The following is a 21788-nucleotide window of genomic DNA, read 5'->3' on the forward strand; positions in this document are numbered from 1 at the left end:
GGATTGGTATCATACAATCCTGAGTCCGGTAGTATCGTGGTACTGTCTAATCAAGTTATAGCATAAGTGTCAGCTCAGCTCTTTCTCATCGATCGAGTGGACTTTTCATTGCCCGCCCACTTCGATCGGGATGAGCGTTTTGCTGATGTACTTGAAGTTCTCAAATTTCTTCAGAGAGGTGAGTTTTGGATATCATTGAAGTACCGTTCAACAGTTTTATTGGAATTGAGAGAGTAAGTCAACCCAGCGAAGTTCTGCTTAAACTAAGCAATTCTCCAAATTACCAAAATCACCTGAATACTGTTCATGCGAGTGCTCAGTTTGCTCTTGCTGAAGCTTGCAGTGGAGAATATCTATTAAGTCGCTTCAATGGAAATTCATCTGACTACGTTCCAGTGGTGAGAAGAGTTGAGGTTAAGTATAAAAAACCAGCCACCGGAGAGATATATGCAAAAGCTCAAGTCTCTGATGACGAATTTCAAAGGTTTATAAATGCTCTACAAGCAAAAAGTAGAGCAATGTTATCTATTAGTGTTGACATCGTGGACTCTAATAATATTATTACGATGAGTGCTTCTATTGAATGGTTTGTTCAGAAACTAAAGCAATAGGGAGCCTAACTTTCCAAGATGATATTGCAAGGGCGATCGCCTTGGCCGCATCCGAATGAGTGTAAGGGCGAAGCCCCTACGAAGATATTTGCAAAACACAGATGCACCCGATCGCCCTTAACCGCAAATAATCAAATCCCCGACTTCTAACATTCCCTTATTTCAGTTCCACATTTACCGTAGCAGACATCCCCGGTGCAATCCGCGATTCGTAGCCTTTAATGCTTTCGGCATCAAATACAACTTTCACCGGAATCCGCTGCACAACTTTGGTGAAATTGCCAGTCGCATTATCGGGAGGCAATAGAGAGAATTGAGCGCCAGAAGCAGGGGAGAAACTATCGAGACGGCCTTCAAATTTGCGGCCGCCAAAAGCATCTAATTTGATTTCTACTTTTTGGCCTGGTTTCATGTTTGCCAGTTGCGTTTCTTTGAAGTTGGCAACTACCCACAAATCGTTGCTGACGATCGCCATTAACGGAGTTCCCGACTGCACCCGCTGTCCGACTTCCACGGACTTGCGGCCGATTTGTCCGGCTGCTGGTGCGGTGATATTCGTGTAGGAAAGTTGCAGTTGAGCGTCTTTGACCGCAGCTTCCGATTGGGCGATCGCAGCCTTAGCAGCATCATACTGCGATCGACTAACTTTAGTTTGCTCGCCCGTAGCTTGAGCCTGTTGCAATCCGCCCTTCGATGCAGCCAGTTTGGCTTGGGCGGTGCTGATACCTTCTTGGGCTACAGCGACTTTAGCTTGGGCGCTGGCGATGCCGACTTTAGCCTGCGCGACTTGAGCTTCGGCTTGTTTAACTCCTTCTTGAGCTTGGGCTACTGCTGCGATCGCTGCGGTGACGCCTTCGGTGGCTTGGGCTAACCGCGCTCTAGCTTGGGCAATTCCTTGTTGGGCTGCGGTGGTTTGGCCGACAGCTACTTCATAGGCTGCTTTCGATGCGTCTAGTTGCTGGCGGGCGATCGCACCTTCTTGCTGCAAGCTTTCGTACCGTTTGTAATCTGCTTGCGTTTTCACGAGATTAGCTTGCGCTTGCACTAGCTGAGCTTGCGCTGCGGCAATGCCGGCTTCGGCTTCCGTCACTTTGGCTTGCGCTTGCGGAATTCCGGCTTCAGCTTGGGCGACTTTGGCTTGTGCTGCGGGGACGCCAGCTTCCGCTTGGGCGACTGCGGCTTCGGCTGCGGGTACGCCTTGTTGGGCTTCCCTAATTGCTGCTTGGGCGGTGGAAATGCCAGCGTTGGCGGTGCCGATATCTCCTTGGGCTTGGGCTGTTTTACCTTGGCTGGTTTGAGAGGCTAGGGAAATATTGGCGCTTGCTGCTTCGGCTTGGCGGCGGGCGTTTTCTAAGGCTGCTTGGGATTGTTGCAGTTTAACTTGGTAGTCGCGGGGGTCGAGTTTCAGCAGCAGTTGGCCGGGTTTTACTTGTTGGTTGTCTTGTACCAAGACTTCGCCGACTGTACCGTTGAGGCGGCTGCTGATTTGATAGATGTGTCCGGCTACTGTGGCGTTTTCGGTTTCTTGGTGGATGGAGCTGTATTGCCAGTAATGGTAGCCGAAGTTGCCTGCGGCGATCGCCCCGATGCCCAGCGCTGCAAAAATCAGCGGTTTCTTGGACTTTTTCTTCGGGGTTGCAGGCGGTAGGGGTGCTTGCAGTTCTGTTTCTGTGCCTGTTTTGACATCGGCGGGGGCACTGATTTGTGTCTCTGGGGCGGGGATTACTGGTAGGCTTTTTGCGATTGTGTTGTCGTCATCGATCGGCTTTTCTAACAGGGCTACTGCTTTGCCGTTACCGTTGAATTCTGCTGGGTTGATTTCGTTTGTGCCTTTCATGGTATTTGACTCCTGATACTTTAGTAAGATGTCGTTTGTTTAGGGTACGTAGTTTTTATTTAGTAAGACTGCTGTTTTTAAGAGTGCGTAGTATTTTTCGGTTATTTGTAATGTAGTCGAGGTAGATGCTGCTGCGCTTCTGCCGTGAGAATGATTTGTCGGTTTAGGAAAGATTGACGATCGCCCGATCGATCAATTGGGACAAGAGTTGGCGATCGGCTTCTGGAATGCCAGTCATTGACTTCTCTCGGATCTGGGCTACCAGCGGCGGCAGCACGTCTTGCAGTTCCCTGCCTGCATCCGTCAGCCAAATGCGCCAAATGCGACGATCGCGCGTGTCTCTCTCGCGGCGGACTAAGCCTCTTTCTTCCATGCGATCGAGCACGCCTGTGAGTGTACCGCCTACCTGTTGCAGTTTGTCGCCAATACTGGAAGTTGGCAACCCGTCTTCTTGCCACAAGCAGCACAGTACCAGCCAGTGAAAAGGTGTCAGCCCAAATGGTTCGAGTGCTTCTTGCAGCCTGCGAGTCCCTAGCTGCCCCAGCAGTTTGATGCGGTAGCCCATGCTGTAGGGGGCGAGCACATCGTGCCACTGGGCTAAATTTGGGCGATCGACTGTGGATGTAGTAACCATAGGTTTATTACTTAGCGTTCGTACAATAAGTGTAAGATATTTTTTGGGTTCTGTCAAGTAATATGACCGGGGTTTGGGCGTTACGGGCTCCATGCCCGTTCCACAATACCTAAATTTTGTAGTGGCACAGGCTCCATGCCTGTGTTCAAACAGGTTATTGAGCGACGTGTAGCTTTCAATAATATTATCGATCGCACCCTCAACCACCCTAGTACCGGATGTCCGCCTTAGGAAGTGTGTTTACACTTCTTAATTGTTCTTAACAGACTCGCCGGGAATTACCCATCAAGAAAGCAGTGGAGGAACAGCGCAGCGTCTTCGGCAACCGAGAAGGTTGGGGATGAAAGGCAGGTGGATGCAGCGCAGCGGAGTCCACAAACTACCGAGAAAGCAACGAACAGAAGATTTGTTTACTACTATCCTATTTTTGTAGTAAGATACTGGAATGATCAAAGCAGTCAAAGTCAGAATTTATCCATCCGACGAGCAGAAAGAAGCGCTGTCAAAAGCGTTTGGCTGTGCTCGTTGGTTTTGGAATAATTCACTGGCCCAGACCAATCGGCTCTATAAAGAAACCGGGAAAGGCTTATCTCAGCAAGGAATGAATGACCGCCTACCAGGGCTAAAAAAAGAGTTTGAATGGTTGGCCCAACCTTATAGCCAAGTGCTGCAATCGGTCTCATTGAACCTGTCGAGGGCTTTTATCAACTTCTTTGAAGGTCGGGCAAAATTCCCTAACTTCAAATCTAAGTTCGACAAGCAGTCGATTCAATATCCTCAGAATGTCAAAATCACCGATGAAGGCTTGAAGCTGCCTAAGTTGGGTGTGATTCTCGCCAAGATTCACCGCGTTCTTGACGGCAAGCTAAAAACTGTCACCGTCTCTATGACACCAGCGGGCAAGTATTTTGCCTCATTGCTGTTTGATGACGGGGTGCCAGAACTGGGTAAATCCAGTGACGGCAAGGCGGTCGGGATTGATTTGGGGTTGACTCACTTTGCCATCACGTCAGATGGATCAAAGTTTGACAATCCGAGGGTGTTGAAAAAGCGGGCCAAGAACCTGAAGCGTAAGCAACAAAAGCTATCGCGTAAAGTCAAAGGTTCAAATACTCGGAAGAAGGCGAAACGCATTGTGGCGAGAGTCCACGAGCGGATTGCTAATACCCGAAAGGACTTCCTGCATAAGCTCTCACGCAAAATGGTGAACGAAAACCAAGTCATCTGCGTCGAGAATTTGGCAGTGAAGAATATGGTGAAAAATCACAATCTGGCTAAAGCAATTAGTGATGCCAGTTGGGGCGAATTTACCCGAATGCTTGAATATAAAGCAAGAGAGGAAGGGAAGTGCTACGTTGAAGTAGATCGTTTTTTCCCTTCCTCAAAGACTTGCTCAGTCTGTCTCAATCGAGTTGGTAGCTTGCCTTTAGATGTTCGCTCATGGCAGTGTCAAAGCTGTGAAACAAAGCATGACCGGGACGTGAACGCAGCGGTCAATATTCGAGATGAAGGACTCCGTATTTTAGCGTTAGGAACTAGCGCTACTGCCAATGGAGGGAAGGTAAGTCCAAGGTCTGGAAGGCGTAAGTCATCCGTTTCTAAGGCACTACCCGTTGAAGTTGGAAGCTCCGCCCAGGGCGACCGAAGCGCTGAGGGCGCGTAGGAAGTAGGGCGGGGTAGTTCACACTAGAAAGAGTAAATCTACTCTCAGATCGGAATTTATGTTGCTTCCCGCCGACAAACGCACCAAGTTAGACGACACCGACGACAATCTGTTCTATGCCTATCCCCGGTTTGTGACGCACGTAGACGAGGGATTCATTCAGCAACTAACCGATTTGTATCGGGAACGGCTGAAACCGAATACTCAGATTTTCGATATGATGAGCAGTTGGGTGTCTCACTTGCCCGAAGAAATGGAATTTGCCCATGTCGAAGGGCACGGGATGAATGAAGAGGAGTTGGCGAAAAATCGCAGACTGAATCATTATTTCTTGCAAAATTTGAACGCAAATCCTAAATTGCCGCTGCCGGATGCAGAGTTTGACGCAGTTGTCAACTGCGTTTCGGTACAGTATTTGCAGCACCCGGATGCGATTTTTGCCGAGATTCATCGGATTTTGAAGCCCGGAGGAATCGCAATTATCAGTTTTTCCAACCGGATGTTTTATCAAAAAGCAATTGCGGCTTGGCGGGAAGGCTCGGAGGGCGATCGGGTAGAATTAGTTAAGGGTTACTTTGATGCTGTCAAAGGAGCGAACATACCCGGATTTAGCAAGCCCGAAGTAATAGTTCGCAAGGCTAACTTGCCGAGTTTTATGCAAATGCTGCGGATCGGAAGCGGCGATCCGTTTTATGCGGTAGTTGCTTACCGCCAAAGTTAACAATAGGAGTTTGGGTTTCGCTGTCTATCGACCCGAACCCAAATGTGAATAGGGCAAGCATCTTGCCTGCCCTAAAAAATACCAAATCTCTTGACCTTTTGTGGCGACGATCCAGTCGCGCAACAATATTTAACCCCACCCAAATAATGATGAATTTTGGAGAAAGATTAAATCAGATTAAAGAGAACAAGTATGTCAGAGTTTTTGTAATATATTTTATATTGCTGGCTCTGCTAACAAAAACAGATATTCAATCTGTGGCTGACGCTTCTAGAATAGCCACAATTAAGTCTTTGGTCGAATATCAAACTTTTACGATCGATCGTTCTCAAATTGAAAATTCCCAGTTATTTACGATCGACAAGTATTTTTTCAACAACCACTTCTATTCCGATAAACCGCCGCTGCCAGCACTTATGGGGGCGGCAGTTTATTTTTTGTTAAGAAACCTCTGGGGTATTGATTTATCAAATAATTTGGAATTTACTTATTATTGCGTTACGTTAACAACTGCGGGAATCCTATCTTGTATAGGTTTAGTGTATTTCCATAAAATTTTAATAGAAATATTTGAGATAGAGGAAGTGTGGGCGAATATAACAACATTCTTGGCTGCAACCGGAACTTTAATTTTGCCTTATTCACTTACTTTTAACAATCACAGTCTGGCTGCCGGATTCCTGATAATCAGTTTGTACTACTTATTGAAATTTGAACCTAGCGAAATCATGAATGTTATCCTTTGCGGTGTTTTCGTGTCAATCGCGGGTAATGCTGACATCACGTGCTTTTTATTTATTCCTTTTTATCTGGTTTTCTATACAATCAAATCAATCAAGTCTGGAGCGGTATTTTTTCTGTCATGTATTCCTTTATTGTCCATCTATTTATGCTTAAATATATATCTTTCGGGCAGCATAGTTCCGCCTGCAATGAATGCAGCGTTGTGGGAGTATCCTGGGTCTCTTTTTAGTAAGGAAAATCTGTCCGGTCTGGTAACACAGAAGAGCTTTTTAGGGACAATGAAATATGCGTTTACTTTGTTTTTAGGCAATCGAGGATTGTTCTCGCACACTCCTATTCTGTGCTTCTCATTTATAGGTATTATGGCAGTTTTAAGACAAAGAAGATTGCCGTACAAAATGCCATACCTGTACGGTCTTGCAGCGTCTGTAGCTTTCATGCTAATCTATACCTTTCGCACAGTTGGGTACGGTGGGTACTCCTACGGTGTCAGATGGTTTGTCGCTCCTATGTTTATATTGTGCTTACCCTTAAGTCAAATTATGAACCAAGTTAGAAGCTCGCGGTTGCTGAAAAAGTTTTTTGTAGTTATGGCCTGTATGTCGATCGCAATTTCTCTGGTGGGGACTTACAATCCATATCCCAACGATTCTACTGGGAAAGTAAACCTTGGTGGCGCTTATGCTTCGCGATATACATTTCTGGTTAATGCCAATAACATCGTAAATCACTCTTCAGTTATGTATAAAATTAGTTTCGCCGTCAGCGGTGTTGCCATATATTTTATGTTCAACAGGTTATTGAAAAAATTAAATGAAAATCCAAACATCCTTCGCGATAATAATGTAGTGTAACGCAGCAAGGCAATCTATATAATTATGAAACCATATCAGCAAATAGAAATTAACGAATGCGGCGAGCCTTTAGTCCCAATTCCACCAGAATATTTTGCCTTTGAAACACCACACCCTTATCAAAAGTTGGGTGCTCCGTATCACAACAGCAAAACAAATTCGCCTTACTATTTGCGGCAAGGAGTTGTAGATAGTTTAGTCGCAGCTCAAACTCAGCTACAGCAAAATCATCAAAATTTGCAAATTCTGATATTTGATGCTTATAGACCCGTAGAAGTTCAGCAATTTATGGTCGATTATACTTTTAATCAAATTGCTGTAGCTCAAGGCTGCGAATTTCCGGTTTCGGAAGACAAACGGCAAGTGATTATAGAACACGTATATCAATTTTGGGCGGTACCGAGCCTCGATCGCGCGACGCCTCCGCCTCACAGTACGGGTGCGGCTTTAGATGTAACTTTGGTCGATAAAAATCAGCGGCAAATTGATATGGGTTCTGCGATTGATGAAATATCAGAACGTTCTTATCCCGATTATTATGCTGCGGGCGATGAGCCACAAAAACAGGAATATCACCGCCGCAGGCAAATATTAAAAAATGCAATGAATGCTGCTGGTTTTCAGCAGCATCCTCATGAATGGTGGCATTTTTGTCAGGGCGATCAGATGTGGGCTTGGTTGACAAATCATAACAATAGCGGTACTCAAGTTATCGCCAGATACGGCCGCTATTAAACGATTTTAGATTTTAGATGACTGAAGGCTCGATCGCCATAAATCATTTGGATTGCAACCGACAAGATATTGAGAACGTTCTCCATTGCTCAAACCCCTGCTTTGATTACTTCTGTCACAGGTCAACCCTCAAGCGGTCAACTGTCAATTCTTTCTTGTTTTAGGTTGGCTATTGCCAGCGGGGTAGCGGTGCTTTAAAATTAACAAGAGCGAACAAGTGCAGGCAAATTCAGCCAGCACCGCAAACCCTAAAGGATAACTCAGAGTTCACCCAATGAAAGCACTCATCCTCTCTGGCGGCAAAGGAACACGGTTGCGTCCCCTCACCTATACGGGTGCTAAGCAGTTGGTTCCTGTGGCAAATAAACCGATACTGTGGTACGGAATTGAAGGAATTGTGGCGGCTGGGATTACGGATATTGGGATTATTATTAGTCCCGAAACCGGCGAAGAGGTGAAGGCGAAAACAGGAGACGGCTCTCGTTTTGGTGCAAAAATTACTTATATTTTGCAAGCAGAGCCGGCGGGACTGGCTCACGCGGTGAAAGTTGCCAGACCATTTTTGGGCGATTCTCCGTTTATTATGTATTTAGGAGATAACTTAATTCAAAATTCGTTAGATCCGTTCTTAGAGATTTTTGACAAACAAAAACTAGACGCTCTAATTTTGCTGCGCCCAGTTCCCAATCCTAGCTCTTTTGGTGTTGCTAAAGTAGATGAAAATGGGCGAGTTTTGCAGTTAGTAGAAAAACCGAAGGTTCCGCCGTCAAATTTAGCACTGGTAGGCATTTACTTTTTTGCTCCCAGCATTCACGAGGCGATCGATCAAATTGAACCTTCGCCCCGGGGCGAACTCGAAATTACTGATGCTATCCAACAGCTCATCAATCAGCAAAAACAAGTAGAAGCCTGCAATTTAGAGGGTTGGTGGCTGGATACAGGTAAAAAAGACGATTTGCTGAGTGCCAACCAAATCATTTTAGATAGCTGTGTAGTAGCTTCAACGGAATTAAAAGTAGACGCCAAAAGTCAAATAATCGGGCGAGTACAAGTAGGTGAAGGCACGGAAATCATTAATTCTACAGTTCGCGGGCCTGTGGTAATTGGGGAAAATTGCCGCATTGAAAATAGCTTTATCGGGCCTTACAGCAGTATTGCCGATCGCGTGACGATGATTGATGCTGACATCGAACACAGTGTAATATTGCAAGGGGCGAAAATAGTTGGCATTCACCAGCGGATTGTTGACAGCGTGATCGGACAGCGCGCACAACTGACTAACGCCCCGCCGCGTCCGAAAGCTCTGCGGTTTATGATCGGTGATGACAGTCAAATCGAGTTAGTTTAAATAGACTTTGGGACAATAGTGCCAAAGTCTATTTACGGGATAACGCGCAGCTTGTAGTGTAGGGCGCACAACGCGTACCCATGGACGGATAATTCACTAGATCCCGCGCAGCACGCGCCCTACACTCAGGGGATGGTGCGCCACAAGCACCATACAAAAAAGAGGCGAAAAATTGCAGTACCAAGAAATACCAACTCAACAAATCATAGATAAATTGCGGCAAACTTTGGAGCCGCAAATTGGTATTGCCGATCCGTCGCTGTCTGGAAGAAAAAATAGTCGAGTCCGAGATGAAGATGACGAAGATATCGCGCTGTTGAAGAGCGGTTTCGATATTTATAACGTCCCAATTACATCTTACCAAAGGCGCCTCGGTTCCGCAGTTATCGCCGTCAGAAAAATAGTCCGCAAATTGCTCAGACCCGTACTAGAACGACAAGTTATTTACAATTTTGCTAACACCCGCGTGGTGCAAACTTTGAGCGCGCAGTTGCAAAAATTGCAAGAAAACCAACAAAATCTAGAGAAACAAATAACCTCGGAATTCAGCAGCGGATTTCCCGAAGTTACAGCACAGCTTGAAACTCAACAACAGGCGATCGCAAATTTTCAGTCTGAAATAGAGCAAATCAAAGCAGTGCAGCAGCAACATACTGCTATTTTACAGGAGATTACCGCTCAATTGGGCGATCGACCGCCATCAAATATCAAAAATGACCAAAAATAATTTGCTCGCCAGCCCCCAATGTATTCGTAAGAGTAATCCTTAAATAAAAAAATGCCAACCATTCAATTCTTAAATACTTCAACTTTTAAATCAAAAATCACTCAATTCATTAATCTAAAATCTAAAATCGAATGACTGTACTGCCAATATGCTCGTTTATTATAGTCAACTATAAAGGTCTGCGCCACACCAAAGATTGCTTAAAATCTCTCCAAAAACTTGCGTATCCAGAAGAGCAACTGGATTTAATCGTAATTGATAATTGCTCTCAAGACGATTCCGTTACTTCACTAGGCGAACTGTTTCCCAAAGTTCGGATATTTGTTAATTCCGCCAACAACTTCGCAAAAGCTCTCAACCTGGGCATCAGCGAAGCAAAAGGGGAATATATCGCGTTTCTAAATAACGATGCAACCCTTGACAGTCACTGGCTGGAAATATTAGTAAAACGGCTAGAGACTGAAAAACAAATCGGTGCTGCTAGTGGCAAATTGCTGTTTAAAGACGGGCGAATCAACAGCGTCGGAATTCAGCAATTACCTAATTATTATTGGCAAGATATCGGTTTTGGCGAAAAAGATGCGGGACAGTACAATACAGAAAAGGAAGTAGAAGGGCTTTGTTGGGCGGCGGTGCTGTTTCGCAGGGAATGTCTGGAAGATGTCGGGCCGATTGATGAAGATTTTGTGATGTATTTTGAAGATGTAGAGTTTGCCAAACGCTGCCAAAAACGCGGGTGGAAAATGCTTTATACTCCCGCAGCTATCGCCCATCACGAGTATAGGGGTTCGAGTAAAGGTAGCAAACTCACTGAGTATTTTTGCAACCGCAATCGGTTTTTGTATTTGGCGAAACACGAACCTCTGCAATTAGTGAAATCGATTCATACTTCGGATTTTTTTAGTAACAAACAGTACGATTTGCTGTTCGAGAGCTTGTTTTTCGCGATTAAAAAACTGCTAGATTATCAAAAACCGGAAATCATCGCCGCGGTACTGCCGCAATTGATGGAAAAGTTGGCGGTGATTTACAGCCGCAGCAAGGTCGATCGCATTTTACCTCGATTGGAAGTGGTGCGGGGCGATCGCAAAATGTCGATCGCAATTTACGATCACGGACTGCATTTTATCGGCGGGGGGCAAAAATACGTTGCTACCGCCGCCTCGCTGCTGCAAAATGAATTTGACATTACCTTCATCGCCAACAAACCCGTTGCTGTTTGCGACTTAGAGTCGTGGTACGGACTCAACCTTTCAGGGTGCAAAATCAAGATTATTCCGTTACAATTTTACGAAAAACGCGGAATGCAGTGCATCGATTCCAGCATCATCGCCGAGGATATGGAAAATCCCTTTGATGAAATTGCCAGAGAAAGCAAAAATTACGATATTTTTATCAACGCCAACCAACTCGAAAAAGTAAAACCGCTATCGCCGATATCAGTATTTTTCTGCCACTTTCCCAATACTTTTCGCAACAGTCACTTTGCTGTAGATGACTACACCTTCATTATTGCCAACAGCCAATTTACTGTCAAGTGGTTAGAGAAACGCTGGAACTTGCAGCCAACTTTTTTGCTGTATCCGCCCGTGGAAATGGCAACAGCTAAAGTACCCAAAGAAAAGATAATTTTAGCTGTGGGACAGTTTGAAGCTGGAGGAACAAAAAAACAAATTGAATTAATCGAAGTTTTTCGCAGCTTGCTAACAAATTATCCCGATGAACTTCAAGGATGGCGGCTGATTTTAGCTGGAAGCAGTGTTCCAAAAAATCCTTATTTAAAGACGGTGCAGAATTTAGTGAAACAAGATTCCAGGACGATAGAACTGCAAGTTAATGGTTCCTTAGATGAGATAAAATTGCTTTATGCTAAATCGAGCATATTTTGGCATGGCTGCGGTTTGGGTGAAGTGAATCCTCAAAGGTTTGAACATTTCGGGATGGCGACTGTAGAAGCAATGCAAAACAGTTGTGCTCCGATCGCCTTTTGTGGCGGTGGACAACCCGAAATTGTCGAACACGGGCGATCGGGCTTTTTGTTCAATACGGTTGAGGAACTGTCTCGGTATTCACATCAACTAATTGTCAATCCAGATTTGCTAGCGGAACTTCAAGCTGGTGCACAGCAACGCAGTCAGAACTTTAGACTCGCACCTTTTGAACACAAACTCAAGAGTTTTTTTGAGATTATTCACCGAGAATATGCTACAATTCGGCTGCCAAATCCAGGCGAGATTGCTCAAATACTCGATCGACCTTAAAGGCTAATTAAAAAATCTGCCAGGGGTTTTTAATTCCTGACTCAAAGCTCAAGTCCTCTTGAATAAAACTAATATCAAAGTCGATTTTATTACCGTTTTCTTCAGTCCCCCTCTGCTGCGGACTTTGTATGTGTAGTCGCGACTTCCAGTCGCCGGATATCTAAAATCATGTCTAATCCACTGTTAATAAATTTATCCTTTCTCACTCCCGAACCCACGGGAATCGGGACTTATGCAGCTAATCTTTTCCCGCAACTTGAAAAGCTAGAACCAATATTACTCGCTTCCGGGCAAATTGAGAATTATAGTTGCTATCAAATCCCAGACAACATCGCACCGGATCGAGGGCCGAAAGGACAAATTAACAGACTGCTGTGGACTCAATTTAAATTGCCTAAAATTTACGATAAATTGCAGTCAAGCCTAATATTTTCGCCAATTCCCGAAGCACCTTTATATTCTAAGTGCCGCTACATAGTTACAGTTCACGATTTGATTCCTTTGCGATTTCCCCAAAAGTTCTCTCGGTTGACAGCTTATTTCCGCTATTACATACCCCAGGTTTTGCGACAAGCCGAACACATTATTTGCGATTCTCAAGCAACGGCGACAGATGTTGCTAACTTTTACCAAATTCCGCATCAAAAAATGACCGCAATTCCCCTAGCTTGTGATAATATTAATTTTAGATATCTGGACTTGCCAGCTAAAAACTATTTTCTTTATACCGGCAGACACGATCCTTACAAAAACTTAGAAAGATTAATTGCTGCATTTGCGAGTTTAGCCGATCGCACAAACTACGAACTTTGGCTGGCAGGGCCTCCCAACGCCTACACAGCGCAGTCGATCGCCCAAGTAGAACAATTAGGCTTACAATCTTCGGTAAAGTTTCTCGGTTACGTGCCCTATTCTCAATTACCCGTACTGATGAATCAGGCGATCGCCCTAGTATTTCCCACACTCTGGGAAGGCTTCGGCTTGCCGATTTTAGAAGCAATGGCCTGCGGTACACCAGTCATCACATCCAACCTGTCATCGATGCCAGAAGTAGCCGGAGATGCGGCATTATTAGTCAATCCGTACAGCGTCCCAGAAATAGCCGCAGCCATGCAAACAGTAGCCACAGATTCACAAGTGCGATCGAACTTAAAAAAATCTAGCTTAGCGCGATCGGCCCAATTTAGCTGGCACAAAACTGGACAAGCAACCGCCAAAATCTTACAACAATATCTTTAAATCTTCCTTCTCTTCTTTCATCTCTTTGCGCCCTCTGCGCCCTCTGCGGTTAATCAAAAAAAATCCCAACCAAAAAACCGCAATTCTCATATTATGCTATGCCAAATTCCCAATCAAACCTACTAATTAACCTTTCCTTCCTAATTTCCGAACCAACCGGATTAGCCATCTACGCCAAAAACCTATTTCCCCACCTAAAAACCCTCAACCCAACCTTACTCACCTCCCAAAAATTTCCCGATAACAACTGCTACGAAATCCCCGCCAACCTCACACCAGAACAAGGAATCAAAGGACACATCAACCGATTGCTGTGGACGCAAACCCAAATCCCCAAAATATACAAACACCTAAAATCTAACCTGTTATTTTCGCCAATTCCCGAAGCTCCTTTATTTGCCGGATGCCGCTATATAATTACAGTCCACGACCTAATAGCCCTGCGATTTCCCCGCCGCTTCGATCCTTTAGCAGTTTATCACCGTTACTACATTCCCCAAGTCTTGCGACAGGCCGAACATATCATCTGCGATTCCGAATCAACCGCCAATGATATTACTAACTTTTGTAAGATTCCAAGTTCTTTAATTACACGAATTTTCCCCGGCTACGATACCAGTGTTTTTAAATTTCTAGACTTACCAACTAGCAATTATTTCCTGTATATGGGCCGCCACAATCCCCATAAAAACGTCCAGCGAGTTGTAGCAGCGTTTGCGGCTTTACCCAATAATTCCGAGTACGAATTGTGGATAACGGGATCGGAAGATAAACGCTATACGCCGCTGCTGAAAGTCCAGGTTCAAGAATTGGGATTGGGCGATCGCGTAAAATTCCTAAATTACCTCCCCGCGGCTGATTTGCCGAAAGTCATCAACCAAGCGATCGCCCTGGTATTTCCCAGTCTTTGGGAAGGATTCGGTCTCCCGGTGCTCGAAGCAATGGCCTGTGGCACACCTGTCATCACTTCTAACCTGTCTTCCATGCCCGAAGTCGGGGGAGATGGCGTATGGTTGGTCAATCCCTACAGCATCGCGGAAATAGCCTCTGGTATGCAAGAGCTTGTCACAGATAGCAAAGTGCGATCGCAGTTGCGGGAACTCGGTTTGGCCCGAGCAAAACTGTTTAGCTGGGAAAAGACAGGGCGGGAAACTGCTGCGATTCTCGATCGATACAAATGAAGTCAGTGGTCAGTGGTCAGTGGTCAGTAGTCAGTGGTCAGTAGTAAGTAGTCATCAGGAAGAAGTCCGAGGGAAGTCGGAAGACGGAAGAAGAAAGATTTTTCCCGTCTCCCCGTCTCCCCATCTCCCCATCTCCCTCGGCTTCACCAAGGGACGATAGACCCTTTTACTTGTTGATACCCAACTGATCGCCGCGCTTGTACTGCTGGTAAGCAGCAAAAAACAGCCCTGAGAGAGTAACAAAGATTAGACCCAGAACAATACCTGAAAGCAGCGGTTCTACCATGAGAGCTCCTTAACGTTAAGATTTAACAATCTATTTTTAATATTACCAGCACTTATACAGATGAATTTTCACAAAACCACCATTCAAGACTTCTGAAAGCTTGCTCTCCCCGCTGCGAACGATTAAGCTATGTTATGAGAAATAAATTTTCTTGTAGATAGTTTTTTAAATTGAACTCCTTTGAATCACCAACTTGCCAGGAATGAACTTAAAAACCCGATCGAGCGACTGGTCATATTTGCGATCGCGGTGTTGCTTGCCATCATGTTGGCGAGCATCGCCATCCGTCAGTTTCAAGTCGCCGACCCCTACGTCAAAAGCGTGCTGTCCCTCACAGGCAACCAGTTTCAGGGTTCTGCCATCTTTCAAATGAACTGTGCGGGCTGCCATACATTGGTTTCAGACAGTCAAGTCGGGCCCAACCTGCACCGAGTCTCACAGCGCAAATCCGAATTCGATCTGATCCGTCAAGTCACCAGCGGGCGAACCCCACCAATGCCGCAATTTCAGCCGAGCCCGCAAGAAATGGCTGACTTGCTGAAATATCTCGAACAAATTTAAATAACCAGGGGAATGATATTTGTTCCCCGCTGCCGATCGTCACGCAAGACTAAAAGGAGGGGCATCTGTCTTAACAAATGGCCCCTCCTTTAGTCTGTATAGTTGACTTCCTCCCCCCTGGCATCCCCCTGATTGTGGGGGGATTTTGAGAAGAATTTTGTCCCCCCTGGTTGAAGGGGGGCGTTGAAGGAGTCGATGCTTAATCGTCAAACAGCAAGCTGTGAATGCGTTCACCTGATGGTTGACACCTGTGGCACTAAACGAGCAAGGTAAAACTGCTCGCCGATAGCTGGGTAGGCTGCACGCCCGCCACTACAGCCAAAATCTGGTTGCTTCCCGCGATCGCGATCGCCGTCGAGCCGTTAGTTTGGGTAAGTGACAGTTGATTAAAGTCCAAGCCTCCAGCCAACAGCAGCAAATCAAATCCCGGCGTAAAGTTGATAATCGTGTCAGTTCCCCCACCGTTCGCCAAAATAAAGCGATTGGCAGTGGTACCGCCGATCAGGATATCGTTACCGCTGCCGCCAAACAGCAAATCATCGCCGCCGTTGCCGCCAAAGAGCACATCGTCGCCAGCGCCGCCAAGCAAGGTATTGTTACCGTCGCCGCCGCAGAGAGTGTCATTACCTTGATCGCCAAAGAGCACATCGTCGTCCAAACCTCCCAACATTAGGTCATCGCCTTTGCCACCGTACAACAAATCATTGCCTTGGTCGCCAGAGATCGAGTCATTACCGCGATTGCCGTAGATTGTATCGTCGCTGATATCGCCAAAGATCAGGTCAAAGCCCTTGCCGCCGAAGAGAGTATCGGCATCGATGCCGCCGTAAACGGTATCGTTGCCGATATTGCCATTGATGTAATCGCCGCCTTCTTGGCCGAACACCAAATCGTTGCCGCCCAACCCGAAAATAGAGTCAGTGTTGGCACTGCCGACGAGGGTATCGTTGGCATTAGTACCGTTGATCACATTGTTCCGTGAAGGACTCGCCGGCAGATTGGGAGCGACAATCCTGGGGAAGTCATCAGGGCAAACCAAATCTGTCGGTATAGGTGTCGGTGCAGGTGCAGGTGTCGGCGTCGTGACAGGTTCAGGCGTCGGCGTCGGTGCAGGTGCAGGTGTCGGCGTCGTGACAGGTGCAGGTGTCGGTGTCGTGACAACACCTATCGGTGTCGGTGTCGGTGTCGGCGTCGGCGTCGGCGTCGTGATAATCGGCGTCGGCGTCGGGGCGTTCCCGAAGTTGATGCCACTGACAATCTGACCCGAAGTCAGCGTGATGTCCGCAGGGTTGGGGGTGCTTTGGGTGTACCCAGTTTGATTGACTTCTCGGACGCTGTAGGTTGCCGGCGTTAGGTTGGCGAACAGGTAGTTACCGCTGGCGTCTGTGGTGGTAGTAACAGGAGCAGGAGCAGGAGTAGGAGCAGGAGCAGTTCCAGTCACCACCTTGTTTAACACAATTTGGAAATTGGCTAAACCCGGTTCTCCGGCATCCTGAACCCCATTCTTGTTAGTGTCTTGGAACTTGAGACCTCGGATCGCGCCCGGTTGGGGCAGGAAGTTACCGAAGTCAACGCCCGTCTTGGCATCTCCGGCATTAACTATAACGTCGGCGGGGAGCGCGGTTGTCTGAATCCAGCCAGTTTGCTGTACTTCTCTTACCTGGAAAGTGCCTGCCGGTACGTTGCGCAGAGTGTAGTTACCAGTGGCATCGGTGACGGTTGTAATTTCCCCTTGATCGAAGATTCCATTCTTGTTGTTGTCTACGAAGATTTGCCAGTTAGCTAGTCCCGGCTCTGTGGCATCCTTGATTTTGTTTTGGTTGAGGTCGTTGAATTTTTGACCGCTGATGGTGCTCGTCTGGAAGAAGTTGCCGAAGTTGTTGTTTTGGGAGTCGCTGCCGCTGGTGACGGCGACGGTCAACGGTGTGTTAGCCGCGGGCTTGGTTTGTAGCCAGCCCGGTTGCTGTACTTCCCGCAAGTCGTAGCTGCCAGCTAGCAGGTTGGTGAACTGGTACTTACCCGCGACATCGGTGACGGCTACGATTTCGGTTGGGTCTTGCTTGCCGTCTTTGTTAGCATCCAGGTAGATTGTCCAGCCTGGTAGCGGTGGTTCGCCGGCATCTAGCACACCGTTTTTGTTGATGTCGTTAAATTTAATCCCGCTAATTTTGCCGACTTGGAAGTTGCCGAAGTCTTGACCGACGATCGGCGTATTGCTAACGGGGTTAACTGTATAAGAAGTCGGCCCGCCTGTTTGTGAGAAACCTGCCGGAACATCTTCTCTCACAAAGTACCGACCGCTACCAACGCCTGTAAAGCTATATGTACCAGGAGCAGCAGGCGCTGTACCGGAAACTTGAGTACCCGCTGGAGCGTCGCTAGTATCTAATGTGCCGTTATTGTTAGTATCCTTAAACAGGCGGACGGTAGTACCGTTGAGAGGGGTATCGTCAGGAGTCAGGCCGTTACCGGTCACGTCGGTTAATACCCTGCCGCTGACGGTGATGTTTTGGAAAATGCCGAAGTTCTGACCTGTAACAGCAGTACCGCTTACGGCGGGAACGAGAATTGCCGCAGCGGGGAAAGAGATGCTGGAGTTGGCTGGGGCAGTGGCTTGGATCAGATAATTGCCGGGGCCGATATCCGGGAAGAGGTAATCTCCGGCTCCCGCAGTCGTTACCGCCGCACCGACGATCGTATCTGTGCCAACTTGTAGCGTGCCGTTGGCATTGGTGTCTTTGTATAAAGTGACGACGACGCCGTTTAATACGGTGTCGGTGGGAACGTCTAAAACGCCGTTGCCCGCGAGGTCGGTGTAGGTTTTGCCCGCGATCGTAGTTTTCTGGAAATTACCGAAGTTAGCACCGGTGACATTCACAATACCCGTAGAGGCCGGAGTCGGGCCGACAGTCTGCACCCAAGCAGTCGCAGGCGTTCCAGCGGGAGGCGCTTCTGTAATCGCAGTATTTGTTTTTACGTCGCGGATGGTGTAGCTGCCGTCGGCTGCTGTTGTAGCGCTTTTGGTACCTACAGAAATCACCCAGTTAGGGAGACCGACTTCAGCAGGCAACTGCCGAACCCCGTCACCGTTAAGGTCGTTGTATTTAAAGCCTGTGACAGTAGGGCCGTACTCGTAGGCACCGATATCGATCGCAGTGCCGATCGTCCGAGGAAAGCCAGCACCCCGCTCGTCAGTCGCACCCGCAGCCGCCCCAGCAGTAACGTCACCGCCATCGATCGCCGGATTAGGCGTCGCACCACTATCAGCCAAAGCATAAGTCAGCGGAACCGCTGTAGCCTGGTTCAATGCTGCGGTAGGTATCAGCACATTTGCTAGAGGAACAGTCAGTTGCTGCGTGACAGGTAAATTGCTGCCAGCAACGTTCCCGATCAAATTGCGGATACTGGTAGCAGCGAAAGATGTCCCCCACACGTCAGGACTCGCCCCGCCCAAATTGCCAGCAACAATAGTATTTCTGACATTCACAGCACCGCCGTTAGTAGCAATACCCCCACCCACAGCCAGAGCCGGAGCAGTCGCAGTTGCAGTGTTAGCAGTGATGGTGTTGTTAGTCACAGTTGCAGTAGCGCCGCTGTTGACAAAAATCGCAGCACCTGCGCCTTGGCCCGGTGTAGCGCCCGCACCGCCAGCAACGCCGCCCGTGGCTGTGTTGCTGAAGAAAGTGCTGTTGCTCAGAGTCAAATTGCCGCCAGTATTCACAAAAATTGCGCCGCCCAAACCAGCACCGCCACCGCCGCCTGCTGCGCTGCCGGCACCGCCGGGAGTGAAAGCTCCAAGGGTCGTGCTGAGTCCGCCTACTGTACCGCGTCCGCCGCCGCCTCCGAAGCCGCCGAGACCGCCGTTGCCACCAACGCCACCGCCTCCGCCACCGCCTCCGAAGCCGCCAGCGCCGCCAATGCCACCAGGCCCGGCTGGACCTGCCGCGCCAGTACCGGCGGCGCCACCAGTGCCGCCAGCGCCGCCGCCACCGCCACCGCCTCCGAGGCCGCCAGCGCCGCCAGTGCCGCCAGTGCCACCAACGCCGCCGTTAGTACCGCCAGTACCAGCGCCGCCAGTGCCACCAGCGCCCCCAACGCCGCCGTTAAGACCTGTGCCTGGTAATCCGCCGCTGCCAGCGCCACCAGCGCCGCCAGTACCGCCGGGGCCGCCGGGACCACCCGGGCCGAGGCTTGTTAAGCCGGTGAGACCGGTTTGGCCCGGGCCGCCTGCGGAAACGAAGGGAAAGAGGCCTGCAAAGTCTGTGTTGCCGCCCGGGCCAGCTCCTGCGGGAGCGACCGGAGCCGCGCTACCCGCGCCGCCCACAGCGCTGTTCCCGCTAAACGTGACGCTATTAACTGTGACAGCACCGCTGTTGATAAATATGGCGCCGCCCATGCCGGCTGCACCGCCGCCACCGCCTGCGCCGACTGCACCTGTAGAACGGCCGCCGCTAATTGTCAGGTTAGAAAATGTAACTGGGGCGTCAACCAAAAAGCCCCGGTTATTGCCGAGATTTAAGCTGAAACCGCCGCCGGTCAAGGTGATGGGGTTGGCAATCCGGGGCAGAACTTGTCCGGCTGTGAAGGTGATGTTGCTGGTGAGGGTAATCGTATCGAGATCGTTGACAGCATTAGCCGTCAGAATGGCATTTTGCAGTTCGGTAAAGTTGGTGACGCTAAAACTTCCTAACACGCCACTGTATGCTTCCCTCGCCTCTTGCGAAAATGCTAAAGGTGTTTCTATTTTCCCTGTAGTTACTTCGAGTTCCCAGTCTCCGCCCAGCGCGGCACTGCCGGTCAAGTTATCGGATGCGGCAATATTTGCTCCCGTGAGCTGGCTCAGCCTTTGAACGAAGGCGACACCGGCTTCTGTGGCTGCGACGTTGCAACCGTAAAGTAAAATTTCTGGTTTAGCAGTATTTGAAGAGTTGGGGTTTGCTTCGGCTGCTGGTAAAGCAAACCATGTTTCTAAATAATTGCGGTAGCTTTCAATGTTGCTGAGATTGATTTCTGTCGTTCCCAGTTGCAAGCTGGCTGCTGCGCCGTGAGACAAAATATGGACGGCTGCAATGTTTTTTCGATTTTTAAGCGTTTCGGCGATTTGCTCGATGCCGTCGCGATCGCCCTTGAGAATAATAACTTCTGTTTCTGGATTCGCGGTTTTTGTTAAACTTTCACAATCTTTAACTTGTGAATCGGCAAAAACTATCTGCTGTTTCGGTTCTTTATAGACTTCCATGATTAAATTCCTCTGGTACACACACACATCAAATTCATAGCACAAACCAAGCGCAGCCGCTTTATCTCTTTTTGCGGTGCGGGTGCTGGTCGTTGGCGTTAGCTTTCGCCATCTAGAGATGAAAGCCCGTCTCTACCAGCGCTCGCCCAATTAAGACGATCGCCCCCAAATTTCACCTAAATTGAATATTGACAAAAACCTTTGTTTATGCAAATCCTACCATAATAGAGTTAGTTTGATTGATTGTTTAGAAGTTTTAAAGGAGGATCTTGTTCCGGCTGTTATGAAAATGTTGCAGAAAACTTGCGCGCTGTTTCTATTAATATTTTTTTATGTAGCAGAGATGGAAAATATAGCAGATTATACCTAGGTTGTCAATTAAATAATTAACTGAGGGCGATCGATCTCGATCGGCCAAGAGTCCTCACTGGTAGCAGGGGGCTGTAAACGGATGTTATTTGGTATTTTTGGGCTAAGGAATGATAGTTTGGGCGATCGAACAACCGCGATAAAATTGGTTTGTAGTGAGAACCAAAAGTCCGAGTTTTATGAGGACTAAAGTCCTCACTACAAACGTTTACCAAGTTTCTTCATCGGGATGATTGGAATTGCTCCAGATTTCTACATCTAAATCGTTGAGATAAATCAGAGCACTTTCAATCTGTTGACTTGTACCGTTAAGTTCCAAATCAAACCAACCATCATCAGAAGTTTTCCCCCCCAACAAAGCAGCATTAAAATTCACCGTTAAGCCGTGTTCCGAAATCAGGTTAGAGATGACAGGCTCCTGATGGTATTCTTTGGGAATGCGAATGCGAATGCGGGTTTGAGTTGGTCTGCTGTCTCCTGACTCAGTGTGCGGTATGTCTGATTGTTGAGTTTGGTGAAAATTGTCGATCGGCTCAAATTCAGATTCGCTATTGTTGTGATTTAACATTTTGGCCTCCTAATGTCTGTTTTTTTTCAGGGATAACGTACTACTGCTTGACGATTAGCCCTTCGATCCACCCTAACCCTCCTTAACAAGAGGGGGGCAGGAGTATTCTCAAAGTCCCCCTTAAGAAGCGGGATTTAGGGGGATCGAAACTGCGGTATCAACTGTCAACTGTCAACTGTCAACTGTCAACTGTCAACTGTCAACTGTCAA

The 21788-nt window shown here is 47.7% G+C and carries 16 protein-coding genes; 11 read left to right on the forward strand and 5 right to left on the reverse strand.

Features of this window, described 5'->3' with window-relative positions:
- Positions 1–185 precede the first annotated feature (185 nt).
- A complete protein-coding gene (locus QT974_RS03955) occupies positions 186–611 on the forward strand; it encodes a YiiD C-terminal domain-containing protein (protein ID WP_333467221.1) in 426 nt (141 codons plus the stop codon).
- A 157-nt stretch (positions 612–768) separates the two neighbouring features.
- Here QT974_RS03955 and QT974_RS03960 read toward each other — a convergent pair whose 3' ends face one another.
- Positions 769–2448, reverse strand: coding sequence for an HlyD family secretion protein (locus QT974_RS03960; protein WP_333467222.1), 1680 nt, complete (start codon positions 2446–2448; stop codon positions 769–771).
- A 163-nt stretch (positions 2449–2611) separates the two neighbouring features.
- Positions 2612–3082 carry a MarR family winged helix-turn-helix transcriptional regulator gene (locus QT974_RS03965; protein WP_333467223.1) on the reverse strand — a complete coding sequence of 157 codons (471 nt, stop codon included), beginning with the start codon at positions 3080–3082 and terminating at the stop codon, positions 2612–2614.
- A 445-nt stretch (positions 3083–3527) separates the two neighbouring features.
- On the opposite strand from QT974_RS03965, the gene QT974_RS03970 reads away from it, so the two are divergent.
- The 9 genes from QT974_RS03970 (at position 3528) to QT974_RS04010 (ending at position 14555) form a co-directional block, all read left to right on the forward strand.
- Positions 3528–4745, forward strand: coding sequence for an RNA-guided endonuclease InsQ/TnpB family protein (locus QT974_RS03970; RefSeq protein ID WP_333467224.1), 1218 nt, complete (start codon positions 3528–3530; stop codon positions 4743–4745).
- Between the two features lie 58 nt (positions 4746–4803).
- Complete coding sequence (locus tag QT974_RS03975; protein WP_333467225.1) at positions 4804–5466, forward strand: class I SAM-dependent methyltransferase; 663 nt, start codon at positions 4804–4806, stop codon at positions 5464–5466.
- Between the two features lie 146 nt (positions 5467–5612).
- The gene (locus QT974_RS03980) at positions 5613–7064 is read left to right on the forward strand and encodes a hypothetical protein (RefSeq protein ID WP_333467226.1); all 1452 of its coding nucleotides are present in this window, start codon (positions 5613–5615) and stop codon (positions 7062–7064) included.
- A gap of 24 nt (positions 7065–7088) precedes the next feature.
- Entirely contained in the window at positions 7089–7799 is a 711-nt protein-coding gene (locus QT974_RS03985; RefSeq protein ID WP_333467227.1) for a M15 family metallopeptidase, read from the forward strand.
- Positions 7800–8073: 274 nt separating this feature from the next.
- Positions 8074–9147, forward strand: a complete 1074-nt coding sequence (locus tag QT974_RS03990) for a glucose-1-phosphate thymidylyltransferase (RefSeq protein WP_333467228.1) — start codon at positions 8074–8076, stop codon at positions 9145–9147.
- Positions 9148–9319: 172 nt separating this feature from the next.
- Positions 9320–9874 (forward strand): hypothetical protein, encoded by a 555-nt coding sequence (locus QT974_RS03995; RefSeq protein WP_333467229.1) that lies wholly within the window; start codon positions 9320–9322, stop codon positions 9872–9874.
- A gap of 131 nt (positions 9875–10005) precedes the next feature.
- On the forward strand, positions 10006–12135 hold the full coding sequence (locus QT974_RS04000; RefSeq protein ID WP_333467230.1) for a glycosyltransferase: 2130 nt from the start codon (positions 10006–10008) through the stop codon (positions 12133–12135).
- A 168-nt stretch (positions 12136–12303) separates the two neighbouring features.
- Entirely contained in the window at positions 12304–13374 is a 1071-nt protein-coding gene (locus QT974_RS04005) for a glycosyltransferase family 4 protein (RefSeq protein WP_333467231.1), read from the forward strand.
- A gap of 98 nt (positions 13375–13472) precedes the next feature.
- Positions 13473–14555 (forward strand): glycosyltransferase family 4 protein, encoded by a 1083-nt coding sequence (locus QT974_RS04010; protein ID WP_333467232.1) that lies wholly within the window; start codon positions 13473–13475, stop codon positions 14553–14555.
- Between the two features lie 166 nt (positions 14556–14721).
- On the opposite strand, the gene petG is transcribed toward QT974_RS04010, so the two are convergent.
- Positions 14722–14841 (reverse strand): cytochrome b6-f complex subunit V, encoded by a 120-nt coding sequence (petG, locus tag QT974_RS04015; protein WP_015174208.1) that lies wholly within the window; start codon positions 14839–14841, stop codon positions 14722–14724.
- A 180-nt stretch (positions 14842–15021) separates the two neighbouring features.
- On the opposite strand from petG, the gene QT974_RS04020 reads away from it, so the two are divergent.
- Positions 15022–15402 carry a c-type cytochrome gene (locus QT974_RS04020; protein ID WP_333467233.1) on the forward strand — a complete coding sequence of 127 codons (381 nt, stop codon included), beginning with the start codon at positions 15022–15024 and terminating at the stop codon, positions 15400–15402.
- Positions 15403–15658: 256 nt separating this feature from the next.
- Here the strand turns inward: QT974_RS04020 and QT974_RS04025 are convergent, their stop codons facing one another.
- Both QT974_RS04025 and QT974_RS04030 read right to left on the reverse strand, forming a co-directional pair.
- Entirely contained in the window at positions 15659–20641 is a 4983-nt protein-coding gene (locus QT974_RS04025; protein ID WP_333467234.1) for a DUF4347 domain-containing protein, read from the reverse strand.
- A 577-nt stretch (positions 20642–21218) separates the two neighbouring features.
- Positions 21219–21578 (reverse strand): NIL domain-containing protein, encoded by a 360-nt coding sequence (locus QT974_RS04030; RefSeq protein ID WP_333467235.1) that lies wholly within the window; start codon positions 21576–21578, stop codon positions 21219–21221.
- Positions 21579–21788 lie beyond the last annotated feature (210 nt).

This window comes from Microcoleus sp. BM001215392, from assembly GCF_036700185.1.
Taxonomy (GTDB): Bacteria; Cyanobacteriota; Cyanobacteriia; order Cyanobacteriales; family Microcoleaceae; genus Microcoleus.

Bases quoted from the DNA above. Each gene is read 5' to 3' on its own strand.
- QT974_RS03960 (WP_333467222.1), bottom strand. From the start codon at position 2,448: ATGAAAGGCACAAACGAAATCAACCCAGCAGAATTCAACGGTAACGGC.
- QT974_RS03965 (WP_333467223.1), bottom strand. From the start codon at position 3,082: ATGGTTACTACATCCACAGTCGATCGCCCAAATTTAGCCCAGTGGCAC.
- QT974_RS03970 (WP_333467224.1), top strand. From the start codon at position 3,528: ATGATCAAAGCAGTCAAAGTCAGAATTTATCCATCCGACGAGCAGAAA.
- QT974_RS03975 (WP_333467225.1), top strand. From the start codon at position 4,804: ATGTTGCTTCCCGCCGACAAACGCACCAAGTTAGACGACACCGACGAC.
- QT974_RS03980 (WP_333467226.1), top strand. From the start codon at position 5,613: ATGATGAATTTTGGAGAAAGATTAAATCAGATTAAAGAGAACAAGTAT.
- QT974_RS03985 (WP_333467227.1), top strand. From the start codon at position 7,089: ATGAAACCATATCAGCAAATAGAAATTAACGAATGCGGCGAGCCTTTA.
- QT974_RS03990 (WP_333467228.1), top strand. From the start codon at position 8,074: ATGAAAGCACTCATCCTCTCTGGCGGCAAAGGAACACGGTTGCGTCCC.
- QT974_RS04000 (WP_333467230.1), top strand. From the start codon at position 10,006: ATGACTGTACTGCCAATATGCTCGTTTATTATAGTCAACTATAAAGGT.
- QT974_RS04005 (WP_333467231.1), top strand. From the start codon at position 12,304: ATGTCTAATCCACTGTTAATAAATTTATCCTTTCTCACTCCCGAACCC.
- QT974_RS04010 (WP_333467232.1), top strand. From the start codon at position 13,473: ATGCCAAATTCCCAATCAAACCTACTAATTAACCTTTCCTTCCTAATT.
- petG (WP_015174208.1), bottom strand. From the start codon at position 14,841: ATGGTAGAACCGCTGCTTTCAGGTATTGTTCTGGGTCTAATCTTTGTT.
- QT974_RS04025 (WP_333467234.1), bottom strand. From the start codon at position 20,641: ATGGAAGTCTATAAAGAACCGAAACAGCAGATAGTTTTTGCCGATTCA.
- QT974_RS04030 (WP_333467235.1), bottom strand. From the start codon at position 21,578: ATGTTAAATCACAACAATAGCGAATCTGAATTTGAGCCGATCGACAAT.